Origin of the sequence: Acutalibacter muris (genome assembly GCF_002201475.1) — a bacterium.
Classification (GTDB): Bacteria; Bacillota; Clostridia; order Oscillospirales; family Acutalibacteraceae; genus Acutalibacter; species Acutalibacter muris.
In genome coordinates this window covers 3,432,479-3,448,991 of sequence record NZ_CP021422.1, presented here as the reverse complement: position 1 = coordinate 3,448,991, position 16,513 = coordinate 3,432,479, and the positions used below count along the sequence as shown (strand labels likewise).

Genomic DNA, 16,513 nt, shown 5'->3' with positions numbered 1-16,513 from the left:
CTCGCCTTTTGCTTTGCAAAAGTACCGGAAAACTCCAAGCAGATTTATGATATAATATAAGCTGAACCTTTTTAAAATGGAGAAGAATATGCGCATATTAGGCATCGACCCCGGCTATGCCATTGTGGGCTATGGGGTCATAAACGCGGCCCGGGGCCGGTACGAGACGGTGGAGTACGGTGCGGTCACCACAAAGGCCGGGGAGGACTTCGGTCTGCGGCTTCTGGAGATATACGAGGGCATGACGGAGCTTATAGAGACCCTTCGGCCCCAGGCGGCGGCGGTGGAAAAGCTGTACTTTCTCAACAATAAGACCACCGGCATAGGGGTGGCCGAGGCAAGGGGAATAATACTCCTGACCCTGTCCCAGGCGGGGGTGCCCCTATTCGAGTATACCCCCATGCAGGTGAAGCAGGCGGTCACCGGCTATGGCAAGGCACAGAAGCACCAGGTCCAGGAGATGACGGCGAAGCTTCTGAACCTTCCCGACACACCGAAGCCCGACGACGCGGCGGACGCTTTGGCGCTGGCCATCTGCCACGGGCAGGCGGCTGGGTCCAACGTGCGCAGGAGGCTTATAAAGATAAACGGAGGGATAAGCAATGTTCTATAGCCTTACAGGGACCGTGAGCCACACCGAGCCGGGAGTGGCCGTCATCGACGTGGGGGGCGTGGCCTTCAAGTGCCTTACCTCCATGGGCACACTTCGGGCTTTGCCCCGCACCGGGGGCAAGGCTACGCTCTATACCTACTTAAACGTGCGGGAGGACGCGCTGGACCTCTACGGCTTCTATACCCAGCAGGAGCTGAACTGCTATAAGCTCTTAACGGCCATAAGCGGCGTGGGCCCTAAGGCGGCCCTTGCCATACTCTCGGAGATGGCCCCCGAGGATGTGGCCCTTGCCGCAGCCGCCGGGGACGCCAAGCGCTTTACAAAGGCCAACGGCGTTGGGGCAAAATTGGCCCAGCGGATAGTGCTGGAATTGAAGGACAAGGTAAAGGGTTTGAGCTTTGCGGGCACGGACCTCTCCGGCATAGAGCCCGGCGGGCCCTCGGCGGCAGGCAACGCCGCCCAGGCCGCGGAGGCCCTGGTTACCCTGGGCTACACGCCCTCAGAGGCCGCGGCGGCGGTGGGACGCTTGGACAGCTCGCTGCCCGCAGAGGAGCTTATCAGACTGGCGCTGAAGGGGTTTGGGAGCAGGTAAAGATGGGAGATATACAGGCCTGGCTCATCCAAAACGGTATACTGCTCTGCAATCAGAACCCTGAACTTCCGGCCCTTGAGGATATAGGCTGCACATGGAGGGACGCTATGGAGCTGATAGACAAGCACCTTGTGTTCTACTCCAAGGCCTATAAAAAGCGCACGGCCTATCTGTCCCCCGAGGCGTACCGCCTCATAAAGGTCCTACGGCCCCAACGGCCAATGAGCGGCCCGGCCCGGGAACTATACAGTATGATTGAGGAGAACCCCGGGGCGGACGCGGCGTTCCTTAAAAGCGCCTGCGCCATGGAGAGTAAGGACTACCGGGCAGGGATGGACTTTTTGCTGCAAAACCTCTATGTTACCGCCATAGCCAGCGGCAGGGAGCTCAATGAGAACTGGTCGGAGCTCCTGTACTGCACGGCGGGGGAGTGGGAGCGGCTGGCTCCGGCCATAGTCCCGGCGGAGGACCCGAAGGGGCGTTTGTGGGAGCTTGTGGGCGGCGTTATGACCGAGAAACAGTTTAAATCGCTGATAAGATGATAGGGATATATGAGAGGAGATAATAAAAATGGAATTTATGACCCCCGAAGGCCACACCAACTTTCACGCAAAGATACTTTTCGACTGTAAAGAGGCGGGCCGCGCCGGTAAAATACAGTGGGGGGCCCTGGCCTATATAGACAAGGACGGCGGCGGGCCCAAGGGCAACCACACCCACGAGAGCGCGCATATCTTCATCGTAACCGAGGGCCGGGTCCGGGTGATGCTTGGCGAGACGGCCCATACCGTGAATAAGGACGAGAGTTTTTACGTGCCGGGAATGGTCCCACACTCCATCTGGAACGACGGCGGGGAGACGGCCAAGGTCATAAAGCTGAACGTGCTGCCTGAATAAGGCGTGCACCTGAGAGGAGACACCCATGATAGAGAAAAGCGGCGGGAATAATAGCGCCCAGCAGTACGGCATTGACTGGGACGCTCAGGATAACGATTTAGACTTAGAGGACCGCCTGACCGACACCGGCTACATCCCCGGGGACGGCGAGACGGAGAACCCCCTGCGCCCCAGGACCTTCTCGGAGTACATCGGCCAGGACAAGGTGAAGGAGAACCTTAAAATATACATTGAAGCGGCAAAGTCTCGGAAGGAGAGCCTGGACCATGTGCTGCTCTACGGCCCGCCGGGGCTTGGCAAGACCACCCTTGCGGGTATCGTCGCCAACGAGCTGGGGGTGGACCTGCGCATAACCAGCGGCCCCGCTGTAGAGAAGCCCGGGGATTTAGCCGCGCTTTTAACGAACCTGTCCCCCGGGGACGTGCTGTTCATCGACGAGGTGCACCGGCTCCCAAGGACGGTGGAGGAGATACTGTATCCCGCCATGGAGGACTTCGCCCTGGACATAATCACAGGCAAGGGACAGATGGCCGCGTCGTACCACCTGCCGCTGCCAAAGTTCACTTTAGTAGGGGCCACCACCAGAGCGGGCCAGCTCTCTGCGCCCCTTCGGGACCGTTTCGGGGTGGTATTGAGGCTTGAGCTCTATAACCCCCGGGAGCTGGGGCTCATCGTCCAGCGCAGCGCAAAGATACTTAACTGCGAGATAGACGCGGACGCGGCTTTGGAGCTTGCCTCCCGCTCGCGGGGCACGCCCAGAATAGTGAACCGCCTTTTAAAGCGGGTGCGGGACTTTGCCGAGGTCATGAGCGGCGGGGTGATAACCCTCAACACCGCCCAGGTGGCCCTGGACCGTATGGAGATAGACGAGTTAGGGCTCGACCAGAGCGACCGCAATATGCTGACGGCCATCATCAAAAACTACGGCGGCGGGCCGGTGGGGCTTGAGACCCTGGCGGCGGCCACCGGTGAGGAGGCCGTGACCCTGCTGGACGTGAACGAGCCCTATCTTATGCAGATAGGCTTTCTCACCCGAACCCCCCGGGGACGCTGCGTTACCCCCGCCGCCTGCGCCCATTTGGGCCTGCCGGTGCCCTCAAGGCTTAGGGATGATACGGAGGGGTTACAGCTTAAATTGGAGTGATAAATATGACGGATATAGTGGAGAAGAACCGGCTGGACTGGGAGGAATACTCGGAAAAGTACCAGGCCTTTAACCTGTCGGACAGCATACTCGAACGGCTGAAGCAGCGGCGGAGAAGCTGGGGCTGGGCGGGCGCATTGCGTTTCAGCAGGAGGACACGATGCGGCTCTCCGGGGAGAGCATGAAGGTGGTGAAGCCCTACGACAGCACGGGGCCCTTTGCGGGGAGAAAGCTTGGATAGGAGTGATAAATATGGTGGAAATATGCCCCAACTGCGGCAATTATGACTACGACAAAACTGTTGAGGAAAGCGCCGTAACCTGTCCCAACTATATGGAGCCGGGCGGGGAACATCCAGATGCTTTCGAGGGCCTATGGCACGCGGTTTTTCAGCGATATTTTTGTGCTGGCTCTGACGGTGGGCGAGCAGGAGCTCCGGCGGCGCATGGCGGAGGGCCGGGGAATTACGGATACTGGCTGGATACAGAGCTCCCTGGACTATGACAGGTATTTCAGAGAGCACGACAAAATAGAGGGCGTACCGTATGACACACTGGAGGTGTCCGGGCTTACCGTAGAGGAGGCCGCCTGGGAGGTGGGGCGTTGGGCGCTCTCAAAGCTCAGCTAGACAGAGGGGCCGGAATATTACGGCATATATATTATAAAATAAAATTTTTCAGAAAGCGAAGGTGTTTTTTATGGGCAGACTTTTCGGAACGGACGGCATACGCGGCATAGCAAACAAGGACCTGACCTGCGAGCTGGCCACCCAGCTGGGCCGGGCGGCGGCACAGGTGCTGACAAATAAATCGAACCTGCACCCCCGGGTGCTTATCGGCAAGGACACGCGCCTGTCCTCCGATATGCTGGAGAACGCCATGGCTGCGGGGCTTTGCAGCATCGGGGCAAGCGTTCTGACCCTGGGGGTTGTGCCGACTCCGGCCGTGGCGTACCTGGTGGAGAAGTACAAGGCCGACGCGGGCATTATGATATCGGCCTCCCATAACTCCTTTGAGTATAACGGCATCAAGATATTCTCCGGCGACGGCTTTAAGCTGCCGGACGATTTGGAGGAGCGCATAGAGGACATCATCTTAGGGAAAACCGACATCTCCGGCCAGCTTCCCCAGGACGAGGGCCTGGGCACCGTCACCCGGGCGGAGGGGGCCGTGCGGGACTATATCGAGCATGTGAAGTCCACGGTGCACTTCGCCCTGGACGGCATGAAAATTGCCATAGACAGCGCCAACGGCTCCGCCAGCGCCACGGCCGAGGCCCTGTTTACAGAGCTTGGGGCCCAGGTCACCATGCTCAACGACAAGCCCGACGGCATAAACGTAAACGACAACTGCGGCTCCACCCATATGGAGGGGCTCATAGAGTATGTGAAGACCCACGACCTGGACGCGGGCGTGGCCTTCGACGGGGACGCGGACCGCTGCCTGATGGTGGACGAGAAGGGCAACTTTGTGGACGGCGACTTCATTATGGCCATCTGCGCCCTGGACATGAAGAGCCGGGGCAAGCTCAATAAGAACACCGTTGTGGGCACAATAATGACAAATCTGGGCTTCCAGAAGTTCTGCGAGGACAACGGTATGCGCTTCGAGGCCACCAAGGTGGGCGACAGATACGTGCTGGAGCAGATGCGCCTTGAGAGCTACAGCTTCGGCGGCGAGCAGAGCGGCCACGTGATATTCCGGGATTTCGCCACCACCGGCGACGGCCAGCTTACCGCCTGCCAGCTTTTGAGCCTTTTACGGCGGCGAGAAGCAAAGCTGTCGTCCCTTGCCACGGTCATGCAGCGCTATCCGCAGACCATGGTGAACATCAGCGTCACCCCCGAGGGGAAGCTGGCCTTCTACACTGATCAGCGGGTGCGGGCGGCTATAGAGCAGGTAAGCGAAACGCTGGGCTCTGACGGCCGGATAATTGTGCGCCCCAGCGGCACCGAGCCCCTGCTGCGCGTGATGGTGGAGGGCCGTGATGAACAGCAGATAGAGGAGCTGGCTGAGAGCGTGGCGAAGGTGATACGCGAGGAGCTGTGCTGACAGATGGAGAAAGGCTATAGTGAAAAGATTTCCCGCAGGCTCTGGAACCTGCCCGACAAGGGGGAGCTGGAGAGCCGCCGGGAGGAGACGTTTATAGATGATATCGTACAGAAGGACCACCTGGAGCGTCGGGTGCTCTCGGCCATAGCGGGCGGGGATATCAGGACCGCCTTCGACGGCGGGGCGGGGAGCGGGCGCTTCTCCATCCTGCTGGCCAGACACGGCGTGAAGGTGACCCACTTTGATATCTCCTCGCCCATGATAGCCCGGGCGAAGGAGCTGGCAGAAGAGGCCGGGGCGCTGAAAAACATGGAGTTTGTGGAGGGGGCCCTTGAGGACCTCTCGGCCTATGGCGACAGGCAGTTCGACCTGGTGCTGTCCTTCGACGCGCCGGTATCGTACACCTATCCGAACCAGGAGCGGGTCATAGGGGAGCTGGCGCGGATATGCAAAAAGAAGCTCCTGCTGAGTGTGTCGTCACGGCTGGGGTTCCTGCCCTATCTCAGCAATCCTATCCAGAAAAGCCAGTTTGTGCTGGACGACAACACCGCCGACCCCTTCGCCCGCTGGTGCCTGGACCACAGGGACGAGATGGCAGAGGGCTTTCACTTTGATATCGAAGCCGCCAGAAGGCTCATGAAGGAGGGCCTTATGGGCGGCGAGGAGGAGATAGCTGAATATGAGCGGGGCGGCGCGCCCTGGTGCATCACCTACGGCTTTATGCCCGAGGAGCTGCGGGGTATTTTAGAACGCCTGGGCCTTCGGGAGGTAGAGATGGCCGGGCCCGGGGCCTTCGCCCGGACAGTGCCCCACGAGATACTGCAAAGAATAATGGCCGACCCGAAGGAGAAGCGGGACTTTCTGGACTTCTGCTATGAGTACGACCAGAACCCCTACGTGCTGGGCATGGGCAAGGACAATCTGTTCGCCCGGGCGGAAAGGTAAAGGTTATGGAGATATTGGGCGAGAGGTTCCGGCGGTTCACAGGAAGGATGGAGCGCGTGGGGCTATGGGAGTTCTTCCCGGCTCGGGAGCTTATGGTAAAAAGTTTAATTTAAGGAAAATGACAAATGAGAACAGCAGACTGGCAGGACTACGAACTGATAGACGCCTCCTCCGGCGAGAGGTTAGAGCGCTGGGGGGACATACTGCTCATACGCCCGGACCCGCAGATTATCTGGGACAGCGAAAAGAAGGACCCGCGCTGGCATAACGCCCACGCCCGCTATCACCGTTCCAACAAAGGCGGCGGGCACTGGGAGCTCTATAAGAAAATGCCCGACGTGTGGCCCATAAGCCGCAAGGGGCTTACCTTCCGCCTAAAGCCCATGGGCTTCAAGCATACCGGGCTGTTCCCGGAGCAGGCGGTAAACTGGGACTATGTGTCTGAAATAATAGGGAAAGCGGGCCGCCCGGTGAAGGTGCTGAACCTCTTCGGCTATACCGGCGCGGCCACCTTGGCCTGCCTTAAAGCAGGGGCCTCGGTGACCCATGTGGACGCGTCGAAGGGCATGGTGCAGTGGGCCAAGGAGAACGCCGCCGTTTCGGGGCTCGCGGAGAGGCCGGTGCGCTGGCTTGTGGATGACTGCGTGAAGTTTGTGCAGCGGGAGCAGCGCCGGGGAAACAGATACGACGGCATTATAATGGACCCGCCCTCCTATGGCCGGGGGCCCGGGGGCGAGGTTTGGAAGCTGGAGGAGCAGATGGACGGTTTACTCAGGCTCTGCCTTACAGTGATGGAGCCCCTGTTCCTGGTGCTGAACTCCTACACCACGGGCCTGTCTCCGTCGGTGATGGAGTACCTTTTAAACGTGCTCATGGTCCCGAAGCTGGGCGGAACTGTTTCAGCCGGCGAGATAGGCCTGACGGTGACAAGCACCGGCATGGTGCTGCCCTGCGGGAATACGGCCATATGGCGGGGGGAAGGCCTATGCTGAAATGGACCTGCGCCGCCTTAGGGCTAGGCTGGGTGGCCTCTATGATATACGAGTGGGCCTGGGGCGGCGGCAGCCTTGGGCAGTATATTACCTGGGCCGTGGTAGGCGTGACCCTCTGCCTGGGCCTCTTTATGTCCGCCCTTACAAAGGAGCGCCGCACGGGCAAGCCCGCCGAATTCCGGCCAATAATGTGGTTTCTGCTGGCGGCCACGATCTTTGCCCTATTCTACTCGGCTCTTGAGCGCACCGCGCAGGAGCGGCTGACTCATGTGCCAATGCTCCCCATGTACCTTGTGCTGTTCCTGGACTTTTTGGGGTCGGGGGCTTATGTGTGGTGGAGGAGGATGAAAAAAAGATAGTCCGCGCAGTGTAGTTAACCAAGAAAACGGAGGTAATACCTATGTCATTCATTGAAGCCCAGGCCGTGCGCTTTTGCTACGACACCGAGGAGACCGGGAAGCTGGAGGTGCTCCACGGCATAGACCTCTCTATTGAGGAGGGGGAGTTTGTGGCCCTTTTGGGCCATAACGGCTGCGGCAAGTCCACCATGGCAAAGCTGTTTAACGGTATGCTCCTGCCTACAGGGGGGCGGCTGCTGGTGGACGGCATAGACACTCTGGACGAGTCGAGGGTCCTGGACGTGCGCCGCAGGGTGGGACTGGTTCTACAGAACCCCGACAACCAGCTTGTAGCGGGCGTGGTGGAGGAGGACGTGGCCTTCGGCCCGGAGAATCTGGGGGTGCCGCCCGAGGAGATACGAAAAAGGGTGGACGAGGCCCTGAAGGCCGTGGATATGTACCACTACCGCACCCACGCCCCACATAAGCTCTCCGGCGGCCAGAAGCAGCGGGTGGCCATAGCCGGAGTCATCGCCATGGAGACCAGGTGCATCGTCCTGGACGAGCCCACCGCCATGCTGGACCCTCGGGGCCGGGCCGAGGTAATGGACACCATAAAGAAGCTCAACCGGGAAAAGGGCATAACCATAGTGCTCATAACCCACTACATGGACGAAGCTGTGCAGGCCGGACGTGTGGTGGTGATGGACAGCGGCTCCATACTGATGGACGGCAGGCCCCGGGAGGTCTTCGCCCAGGTGGAGCGGCTCAAGCGCCACGCCCTGGACGTGCCCCAGGCCACGGAGCTGTGCTACAGATTAAAAGCGGCGGGGGTCGACTTGGGAGGCGCGCCGCTGTCCGTTGAGGAGTGTGTGGAGCTGTTTAAAAATAAACAGAAAACACATTGAAAACAAGAGAGGAGGTTTGCCCCGTGACCTTAAAAGGCAGGGAGCCGGCGGACAAGTAGAAAGGGGAGACATTATGGGGACTATAAGGGAAAACGCGGACCATATACTGCACGGCAGGGGGCTTATGGAACGCCTGCGTGAGATAGGCGAGCCCCATATAATCGGCAGCTATAAAATGGATATGATGGCCTGGAACGACCTTGACATCGACGTTGAGAACACTAATATGTCCATAGAGAAGCTCTATGAGCTTACGGACTATATTATCAGGGCTTTTCACCCCAAGTGGTTTGAAGCCAAGGAGGAGGTAACGGATCAGGGCAAGACCGTCTGGTTCCAGGGGGCCGAGGCCGTGATAGACGGCGAGCTCTGGAACTTCGATTTGTGGTTCTTCGACCGGGAGACCATTGAAAAGGCCGAGGTCTACTGCGACAGCATAGCGTCCCGGGCGGCGAAGCTCCCCGGGGCCAAGGAGCGGATAATCGGGATAAAGCGGGAGCTTTTGAAGCGTGGCCTTTACGGCTATGGCGAGGGGAAATATATCAGCATGGACGTGTACCGGGCGGTGCTGGAGCAGGGCATTACCGATACGGAGGGTATGCTGGAAAGCTATGTGCCGGGGGAGAACCGGCTGTAATGAAAGCGTGGAGAAGGTGCTTACCATGACAAGAGCGGAGCTTGAGAGGTACATAGCCGGGACCTACAACACCGACCCCGACTACCCCTGGGAGGACAGCCCGGACGCGGCGGTGTTCCGGCACGCAAATAACAGGAGGTGGTTTGCCCTGGTTATGCGGGTGAAAAGGGACCGGCTGGGGCTTTCGGGTCAGGGGGAAATTGATATTGTGAACCTGAAATGCGACCAGCTTATGCTGGGGTCGATGCTTATGGAGCCGGGATTTTTCCCGGCGTACCATATGAGCAAGACCCACTGGATATCCGCAGTTCTGGACGGCAGCGCGGAGGAGGAGAAGATACGGTTTCTGCTGGATTTAAGTTTTGAGATGACAGAGCGGAGGGGGAGAAGGCACAAATGAGAACGCCAGAGGAGATACTGAAACTCATACTGGACACAGCCAGAGGGGACGACAATATCCGCAGTGTGCTGATGGTGGGCTCGAGAGCGGACCCGGACTGTCCGGCGGACATATACCAGGACTTTGATATCTGCTATTTTGTCCGGGACGTGGGGCCGTACTGGGACAATATGGATTGGATAGAGAGCAGGTTCGGGCGGCCCGGCATAGTGCAAAAGCCGGAGAGCATGAACCTCATGCCCCCGGAGGGGGACGGAAGCTTCGTCTACCTGATGATATTCCCGGACGGAAACAGGATAGACCTGCAAGTGACGGCGGACCCCTATGTGGACGACGGGGAACCGGCAGTGCTGCTGCTGGATAAGGACGGGGATTTCCCGGAGATATCCGTTAAAAAGGACTTCTGGTATGTGAAAAGGCCCAGTCAGAAGCTGTTCTCAGACTGCTGCAACGAGTTCCACTGGTGTCTGAATAACGTGGCCAAGGCCGCCGCCAGGGAGGAGCTGTCCCTTGCCATGGAGCAGCTGAACCATTATGTGCGGGACATGCTTATACTCATGCTGGGCTGGTATATAGGTGCGGAGCACGGGTTTAAGGCGTCTATCGGGAAGAACGGCAAATACTTTAAAAAGCTGCTGCCCGGGGAGATGTACGAGAGCTTTGCGCGGACCTATTCCGACGCGGACTACGGCCATATTTGGGCAGCGGCCTTTGAGATGCTGGAGCTGTTCGGCACTGCCGCCAGGAGCGTTGCGGGGGAGCTGGGCTTTGTCTATGACGAAGGCGAAGAGCGGGGCATAAGGACGTACATGGAGCAGGTCCGCTCTGGCGGGCTGGAGAGGGGAAAGGCTGAAGGATGAAAATACTTGTCACCGGCGGCACGGTATTTGTAAGCCGGTATATGGCGGAATACTACTCGGGAAAGGGCCACGAGGTGTACGTCCTCAACAGGAATACCCGGCCCCAGCCGCCAAATACCACACTGATACAGGCCGACCGTCACGATTTGGAGAATATCCTGCGCCCATATAGTTTCGACCTGGTGATAGATACCGCCTATACCGCCAGGAACGTGAACACGCTCCTGGACGCACTGGGCAGCGTTAGTGACTATATACTCATAAGCTCCAGCGCGGTGTACCCTGAGACCGCGCCCCAGCCCTTCGCTGAGGAGAGCCCAACAGGTCCCAACAGATACTGGGGGAAATACGGCACAGACAAGATAGAGGCCGAGACGGCGCTTTTAAAGCGGGTTCCGGGGGCGTATGTCCTGCGCCCGCCGTACCTCTACGGGCCCATGAACAACGTGTATAGGGAGGCCTTTGTCTTTGATTGCGCGAGCCTTGGCAGGAAGTTCTATCTGCCGGGGGACGGCTCCCAACGCTTGCAGTTTTTCCATATCCGGGACCTATGCCGGTTTGTGGAGGTGCTTCTTCTGAAGCGGCCCGGGCGGCATATCTTCAACGTGGGCAACAGGGACGCGGTTTCGGTAAGGGAGTGGGCGGAGCTCTGCTATAGGGTTCTGGGGAAAGAGCCGGAGTTTGTGAACGTGCGCGGAGACGTTGAGCAGAGGAACTATTTTTGCTTCTATGATTATGAGTATATGCTGGACGTGACGGAGCAGTACGTATTGATGGACAGTGTGACGGATCCGGAGGAGGGCCTTAGGGAGGCCTGGGAGTGGTACAGAAAGAAGGGGGATAAGGTGAACAGGAAGCAGTATTTTGAGTATATCGACAGGAATCTCCCGGAGATATTGGAGGACAATAAATGCCAATCATAGAAACCAAAAACTTAACCTATATCTACGGCCAGGGCACCCCCTTCGAGAAGGTGGCCGTCGAGGACGTGTCCATCTCCATAGAGAAGGGGGAGTTCGTGGGGGTCATCGGCCACACGGGCAGCGGCAAGTCCACCCTTATCCAGACCCTCAACGGCCTGATACGCCCCACCTCGGGCCAGGTGCTTCTGGACGGCAAAGATATTTGGGCAGAGCCCAAGAAGATACGCTCGGTACGCTTTCGGGTGGGGATGGTGTTCCAGTACCCGGAGTACCAGCTCTTTGAGGAGACAGTCTTGAAGGACATCATGTTCGGGCCGAAGAATATGGGACTTTCAGATGATGAAGCAAGGGCCCGGGCCTATGAGGCGGCGCGCTTTACAGACCTTAAAGAGGAGCTTTTAGAGAAATCCCCCTTCGAGCTCTCCGGCGGGGAGAAGCGCCGGGCGGCCATCGCCGGGGTCATCGCCATGGACCCGGAGGTGCTGATACTGGACGAGCCCACGGCGGGGCTGGACCCCCGGGGCCGGGACGTGCTGCTGTCGCAGATAGGCCAGTACCACCGGGAGCGGGGGAACACGGTGCTTTTAGTGTCCCACAGCATGGAGGACATTGGCCGCACAGCGGACCGTCTCTTAGTCATGAGCGGCGGACATAAGCAGTACCTGGCCCCTACCAGGGAGGTCTTCTCCCACGGGGAGGAGTTGGAGAAGATGGGGCTCAGAGTACCCCAGATAACCAAGATAATGCAGGAGCTAATAAAGCTTGGCGTGCCCGCCGATCCCGCTACCCTTACGGTGGAGGGGGCCGTGAAGCAGCTGATACCGTACTTTAAAAAGAGGGGGGACGAGGAAAATGCTGTCTGACATCACCCTGGGCCAATACTTCCCAGCAAAGTCCGTCATGCACCGGGCGGACCCCAGGCTTAAGATATGCCTTACCATATTCTCCATCGTACTGATATTCTCGGCGGGCAACTTCTTCTCCCTGGCGCTGGCCGTGGGATATATAGTCCTGGGCATGGCGCTGTCTAAAATACCCTTAAAGCTGTACCTTAAAAGCTTAAAGCCAATACTCTTTATAATAGTATTTACCGCCGTGTTAAATATCTTCTACGGCACAGGCGACCCTCTGTGGCAGTGGGGCTTTATAAAGATAACCAAGAACGGCTTGCTCAACAGCCTGTTTGTTTCCATACGCATCATAACCCTTATACTGGCAAGCTCCGTTCTGACCTTCACCACCTCGCCCACCCAGCTTACGGACGCCATAGAGCGGCTCTTGCGGCCCCTTGCCAGAATAGGCGTCCCGGTGCATGAGTTCGCCATGGTGATGACCATAGCCCTCAGGTTTGTGCCCCTTCTCTTAGAGGAGACCGACAAGATAATGAGCGCCCAGAAGGCTCGGGGCGCGGACATGGAGAGCGGCGGGGTTGTGCAGCGGATAAGGGCGCTGGTGCCGGTCTTGATTCCTCTGTTCGTGTCGGCGTTCAGAAGGGCCTTCGACCTGGCTACGGCCATGGAGAGCCGCTGCTATAACGGCGGCGAGGGGCGTACCAAGATGAAGCAGCTGCACTTCGGCTCTGTGGACTGGTTGGTGCTTATGAGTGCGGCGCTGGTGCTGGGAGCGTTTTTGGCGCTGAATATTGTGCTGCCGCCCAGCATTGTGAGATAGGAGACAGATAATGCGCAACCTGCTTTTTACCATAACCTATGACGGCACAAATTACCACGGCTGGCAGATACAGGAGAACGCCCTGACGGTCCAGGAGGTGTTCCAGAACGCCTTTAAAAAGGTCACAGGGGACCGGGGGGACATGAAGGCCTGCTCCCGCACGGACACGGGGGTGCACGCCAGAGAGTTCTGCGTCAGCGTGAAGACGGAGAGTAAAATCGTCACGGAGCGCTTTCCAGCCGCCATGAACCACTGGCTGCCCGAGGACGTGGCCGTAAAGGGCTGCAAAGAAGCCCCCCTGGACTTTCACGCCCGCTATAGCTGTAAGGGTAAGGAGTACAGCTATGAGATATGGAACAACCCCGTAAGGGAGCCGTTTTTAAGGGGCCGGGCCCTGCACTATTGGTACCCTATAGACGAGGTAAGGCTCAAGGCGGCGGCGGGGTATTACGTCGGGGCCCATGACTTCACGTCCTTCTGCACCCTTGATAAAAGGGAGCGCGGGGATATGGTGCGCAGGGTCACAAAGGCCTGGGTGGAGCGCCGGGGGGATATGGTGCTGTTTACCGTGGCGGCGGACGGATTTTTATACAATATGGTGCGTATAATGGCGGGGACCCTTTTAAGGGTACAGGAGGGCAGGCTCTTGCCGGAGGATATCCCGGGGATAATAGAGGCTCGGGACCGGGCAAAGGCGGGGCCCACCGCCCCGGCCTGCGGGCTGTATCTGAACAGGGTGTTTTACTGAAAGGCAGGCGATGTGTGTGGCGAAGCACAATAAGCACGGCGAAAAGAAGGCGAAGGTCATCAATCTGGACGACTACCGGAGGAAGCCCCAAACCGGGGAGCCGGAGGTACACGTGGAGTATGAGGACATATTCAGCGATGAGGACGGCCAAAGCCCGGAGGAGGGGAAGAAAAAAGAACTCAGGCAGCTGCCCAGGGCGGTTTATGTCATAAGCTTGGCGCTGCTTCTGGTGATAGTGGGGCTGAGCCTCTGGATGAACAGGGAGCACCTTAACTGGGAGAACATAAAGGAATCGGTGAAGCTCCAGGTGAAGGGCGAGGAGATAGGCGACGGCTTTCCTGTGCCCATCACCGGAGCCAACGTTTACGAGGGCAATTTCATAAGCGTGGACGGCGGCGCGGCGGCCCTTAGCAACACGGCCTTTACGGCAGTGAACAGCACCGGCACGGAAAAGTTTTCCGTCCGGCACAGCATGAGCGAGCCGGTGCTGAGAGCCGCGGGAAACCGCTACCTGCTTTTTAACAGCGGCAGCAAGGGGTATATGGCCCTGTCCGGCGAGCGGGTGATGGCAGAGGGCGCGGCGGAGACGGATATTATTGCCGGAGCCGTCTGCCCCGGCGGGAAGTTTGCTCTGGGGCTGGAGGGCAGCTTCGGGGCGTCAAAGCTGGAGGTATATATGGCCGACGGCAGCTTACAATATGAGTACCCCTTTTCCGCCGACTATATTACGGCCATCGCCATGAACTATGACGGCACCCATGGGGCGGTGTGCACCGTGCGCAGCGAGAAGGGCGAGATGGTGTCAAAGCTCACCATACTCGATTTCAACCTGGAGGAGCCGGTGGCGGAGTTTGAGACCAGGAGCAACTATCTGCTGGCGGCCTACTGGGCCGAGAACGGCGCCATCTACTGCGTGGGGGACACAGCCCTGGTCCTTGGAAGGTCCGGAGACTACCAGTTTACGGAATACAGCTATCAGGGGCGGCAGCTGACGGCCTTCGAGCTTAGCGCGGGACGGGCCTTTTTGTCCATATCCCCATATGAGCACGGGGGCACAAGCACCCTGCTGGCCTTTAATGGGAATGAGGAGACGGGGGAAAAGAACCCGGTGCGCATGGAGATGGAGGGCCGGATAGAGGCCGTGTCGGTCTTTGGCGGGACCGTAGGGGTGCTTATGGGGGGACAGGCGGTGTTTTTAGACTATATCACCGGCATGGAGCTGGGTCGGGCCCAGGCGGGGGAGGACGCCAAGGGCATAGCCCTTGGCAGCGAGCGCAGGGCCTATGTGCTGGGCGTAAGCGAAATACGCATAGCGGAAATAAGCTGAGCGCCGCCCATAAGTGAAAGAGAACTGTAAGGTGATTGCCCTTGAGAAAATTCTGAAACCATGCTACAATAATAGAACCGACGAAAAAAGGAGAGTTTTATGGGCTACATATTGGACGGTATCATATTGCTTATATGCCTTATCTGCGTGCTTGTGGGCGTGAAAAAGGGCTTTATCCACTCGGTGGTGCGCTTTTTGGGGGCGGTCATTGCGGCGCTGCTGGCCTCGACCCTGGGCGGGACCCTGGCCCAGTGGCTGTTCGACACCATGTTCCGGGGGGCCATGGTGGAGAAGATAAACTCCTCCTTACAGGCCTTGGGCAGCGAGAACGCCGCGGCGGCGGCGGGGCAGGTGCTGGCCTCTCTGCCGGACTTTTTAGTGCGGGCCCTTGAGGAGGCCGGGGTGACCTTAGAAACCGTCAGCCACGCTATAAACAGCCAGACCAGCGGCGCGGCGGGGATGGTGGTGGACTATCTGTCGCCGGTGTTTGTAAACTTTCTGAAGGTGCTGGCGGTGATAGTCCTGTTCTTCCTGTTTACCACCCTTGCGCGCCTTCTGGCAGCGCTCATAAGCGATCTGCTGCGTCTGCCCATACTCAGGGAGCTGGACGGCGTTTTGGGCGGAGCCTTCGGGTTCCTGCTGGCCCTTGTAAGCGTGTGGGTGGTGGTGGCCGGCGCCACGGTCTTCATGCCCATGCTGGATTCCTCGTCCCAGCAGCAGGTGCAGGCGGCGCTGGACAGCTCGCTGCTCACAGGGACGCTGGTGAATATGAACCCCCTGGGCGGTATGTTCTGATAAGGTGAAAAGGGAGAAGGAAATTGGATAAAACCGAAATGATGAGTAGAAATTTGGGAAAAGAAAGGGAACGCTCCATGCCCCAAGAGAAGAAAGCCGCCAGTCGTATACTGACCGTACCAAATGCCATGTCGGCCCTGCGCATACTGATAGTGCCGGTCTTCGCCGCGCTGTACCTTCGGGGGCACGTGGCGGCGGCTGTGGTGGCGCTGGTATTCTCGGGGCTTACCGATATGCTGGACGGCCTTATAGCCAGGCGCTTCAATCAGATAACGGACCTTGGGAAAATGCTGGATCCCTTTGCAGATAAGCTGACCCAGGGAGTGGTGGCACTGTGCATAGCCATACGCTTTCCCTCCATACGGCCGCTGCTGCTGCTGTTCATGCTGAAGGAGCTCTTAATGCTCAGCTGCGCTCTGGTGCTCCTTAAAAAGCATAAACGCCCCTGTGCGGCCAAGTGGTACGGCAAAGTGGCCACGGTGATGTTTTACGTGTCCGTGTCCGCCATAGTGCTGCTGGACGGCCTTGGCATAATGGGGCCCGACAAGCAGAACATAGCGGCCTTTGTTATGCTGGGGCTGACAGGGATTATGATGGCATATGCCGCCGTGAAGTATTTTCAGATATTCCTGGCCATACTAAGGGAGCCGGGAGAGAAGGAGAAAAAATAGC

General features: G+C 58.5%; 22 protein-coding genes. All 22 read left to right on the top strand.

Annotation, left to right across the window (positions count from 1 at the left end):
• Positions 1 to 88: 88 nt before the first annotated feature.
• The 22 genes from ruvC (at position 89) to ADH66_RS17585 (ending at position 16,512) form a co-directional block, all read left to right on the top strand.
• Entirely contained in the window at positions 89 to 613 is a 525-nt protein-coding gene (gene ruvC / locus ADH66_RS17690) for a crossover junction endodeoxyribonuclease RuvC (RefSeq protein ID WP_066538089.1), read from the top strand.
• Positions 603 to 1,205 (top strand): Holliday junction branch migration protein RuvA, encoded by a 603-nt coding sequence (gene ruvA / locus ADH66_RS17685; protein ID WP_066538092.1) that lies wholly within the window; start codon positions 603 to 605, stop codon positions 1,203 to 1,205. Before ruvC ends, ruvA begins: the two co-directional genes overlap by 11 nt.
• Positions 1,206 to 1,207: 2 nt before the next feature.
• Positions 1,208 to 1,747 carry an AlkZ-related protein gene (locus ADH66_RS17680; RefSeq protein WP_066538094.1) on the top strand — a complete coding sequence of 180 codons (540 nt, stop codon included), beginning with the start codon at positions 1,208 to 1,210 and terminating at the stop codon, positions 1,745 to 1,747.
• Positions 1,748 to 1,775: 28 nt separating this feature from the next.
• Positions 1,776 to 2,102 carry a cupin domain-containing protein gene (locus ADH66_RS17675; protein WP_236757111.1) on the top strand — a complete coding sequence of 109 codons (327 nt, stop codon included), beginning with the start codon at positions 1,776 to 1,778 and terminating at the stop codon, positions 2,100 to 2,102.
• 25 nt (positions 2,103 to 2,127) lie between these two features.
• Complete coding sequence (gene ruvB / locus ADH66_RS17670) at positions 2,128 to 3,246, top strand: Holliday junction branch migration DNA helicase RuvB (protein ID WP_169714854.1); 1,119 nt, start codon at positions 2,128 to 2,130, stop codon at positions 3,244 to 3,246.
• A gap of 5 nt (positions 3,247 to 3,251) precedes the next feature.
• Positions 3,252 to 3,431, top strand: coding sequence for a hypothetical protein (locus ADH66_RS17665; protein WP_066538103.1), 180 nt, complete (start codon positions 3,252 to 3,254; stop codon positions 3,429 to 3,431).
• Positions 3,432 to 3,604: 173 nt separating this feature from the next.
• On the top strand, positions 3,605 to 3,874 hold the full coding sequence (locus tag ADH66_RS17660; RefSeq protein WP_066538105.1) for a hypothetical protein: 270 nt from the start codon (positions 3,605 to 3,607) through the stop codon (positions 3,872 to 3,874).
• A gap of 70 nt (positions 3,875 to 3,944) precedes the next feature.
• Positions 3,945 to 5,297 (top strand): phosphoglucosamine mutase, encoded by a 1,353-nt coding sequence (gene glmM / locus ADH66_RS17655; RefSeq protein WP_066538107.1) that lies wholly within the window; start codon positions 3,945 to 3,947, stop codon positions 5,295 to 5,297.
• Between the two features lie 3 nt (positions 5,298 to 5,300).
• Positions 5,301 to 6,242 (top strand): class I SAM-dependent methyltransferase, encoded by a 942-nt coding sequence (locus ADH66_RS17650; protein WP_066538109.1) that lies wholly within the window; start codon positions 5,301 to 5,303, stop codon positions 6,240 to 6,242.
• Positions 6,243 to 6,367: 125 nt separating this feature from the next.
• Positions 6,368 to 7,234, top strand: a complete 867-nt coding sequence (locus ADH66_RS17645) for a class I SAM-dependent methyltransferase (protein WP_066538111.1) — start codon at positions 6,368 to 6,370, stop codon at positions 7,232 to 7,234.
• Complete coding sequence (locus ADH66_RS17640; RefSeq protein ID WP_066538112.1) at positions 7,228 to 7,593, top strand: hypothetical protein; 366 nt, start codon at positions 7,228 to 7,230, stop codon at positions 7,591 to 7,593. Before ADH66_RS17645 ends, ADH66_RS17640 begins: the two co-directional genes overlap by 7 nt.
• 41 nt (positions 7,594 to 7,634) lie before the next feature.
• Complete coding sequence (locus tag ADH66_RS17635; RefSeq protein WP_066538113.1) at positions 7,635 to 8,480, top strand: energy-coupling factor transporter ATPase; 846 nt, start codon at positions 7,635 to 7,637, stop codon at positions 8,478 to 8,480.
• 73 nt (positions 8,481 to 8,553) lie between these two features.
• Entirely contained in the window at positions 8,554 to 9,117 is a 564-nt protein-coding gene (locus ADH66_RS17630) for a hypothetical protein (RefSeq protein ID WP_066538115.1), read from the top strand.
• A complete protein-coding gene (locus ADH66_RS17625) occupies positions 9,092 to 9,517 on the top strand; it encodes an MmcQ/YjbR family DNA-binding protein (RefSeq protein WP_236757110.1) in 426 nt (141 codons plus the stop codon). Before ADH66_RS17630 ends, ADH66_RS17625 begins: the two co-directional genes overlap by 26 nt.
• Positions 9,514 to 10,377, top strand: a complete 864-nt coding sequence (locus ADH66_RS17620) for an aminoglycoside 6-adenylyltransferase (protein WP_066538117.1) — start codon at positions 9,514 to 9,516, stop codon at positions 10,375 to 10,377. Before ADH66_RS17625 ends, ADH66_RS17620 begins: the two co-directional genes overlap by 4 nt.
• Complete coding sequence (locus tag ADH66_RS17615) at positions 10,374 to 11,300, top strand: NAD-dependent epimerase/dehydratase family protein (RefSeq protein WP_066538120.1); 927 nt, start codon at positions 10,374 to 10,376, stop codon at positions 11,298 to 11,300. The genes ADH66_RS17620 and ADH66_RS17615 overlap by 4 nt, the downstream gene beginning before the upstream one ends.
• On the top strand, positions 11,288 to 12,163 hold the full coding sequence (locus ADH66_RS17610) for an energy-coupling factor transporter ATPase (RefSeq protein ID WP_066538124.1): 876 nt from the start codon (positions 11,288 to 11,290) through the stop codon (positions 12,161 to 12,163). Before ADH66_RS17615 ends, ADH66_RS17610 begins: the two co-directional genes overlap by 13 nt.
• Positions 12,153 to 12,971, top strand: a complete 819-nt coding sequence (locus ADH66_RS17605; protein WP_066538127.1) for an energy-coupling factor transporter transmembrane component T family protein — start codon at positions 12,153 to 12,155, stop codon at positions 12,969 to 12,971. The genes ADH66_RS17610 and ADH66_RS17605 overlap by 11 nt, the downstream gene beginning before the upstream one ends.
• Positions 12,972 to 12,981: 10 nt before the next feature.
• Positions 12,982 to 13,719 carry a tRNA pseudouridine(38-40) synthase TruA gene (truA, locus tag ADH66_RS17600; RefSeq protein ID WP_066538130.1) on the top strand — a complete coding sequence of 246 codons (738 nt, stop codon included), beginning with the start codon at positions 12,982 to 12,984 and terminating at the stop codon, positions 13,717 to 13,719.
• Between the two features lie 16 nt (positions 13,720 to 13,735).
• Positions 13,736 to 15,046, top strand: coding sequence for a DUF5711 family protein (locus ADH66_RS17595; protein ID WP_157130636.1), 1,311 nt, complete (start codon positions 13,736 to 13,738; stop codon positions 15,044 to 15,046).
• A gap of 99 nt (positions 15,047 to 15,145) precedes the next feature.
• Positions 15,146 to 15,841, top strand: a complete 696-nt coding sequence (locus ADH66_RS17590; protein ID WP_066538134.1) for a CvpA family protein — start codon at positions 15,146 to 15,148, stop codon at positions 15,839 to 15,841.
• Positions 15,842 to 15,879: 38 nt separating this feature from the next.
• Positions 15,880 to 16,512, top strand: coding sequence for a CDP-alcohol phosphatidyltransferase family protein (locus ADH66_RS17585; protein ID WP_207653012.1), 633 nt, complete (start codon positions 15,880 to 15,882; stop codon positions 16,510 to 16,512).
• Position 16,513: the final 1 nt, after the last annotated feature.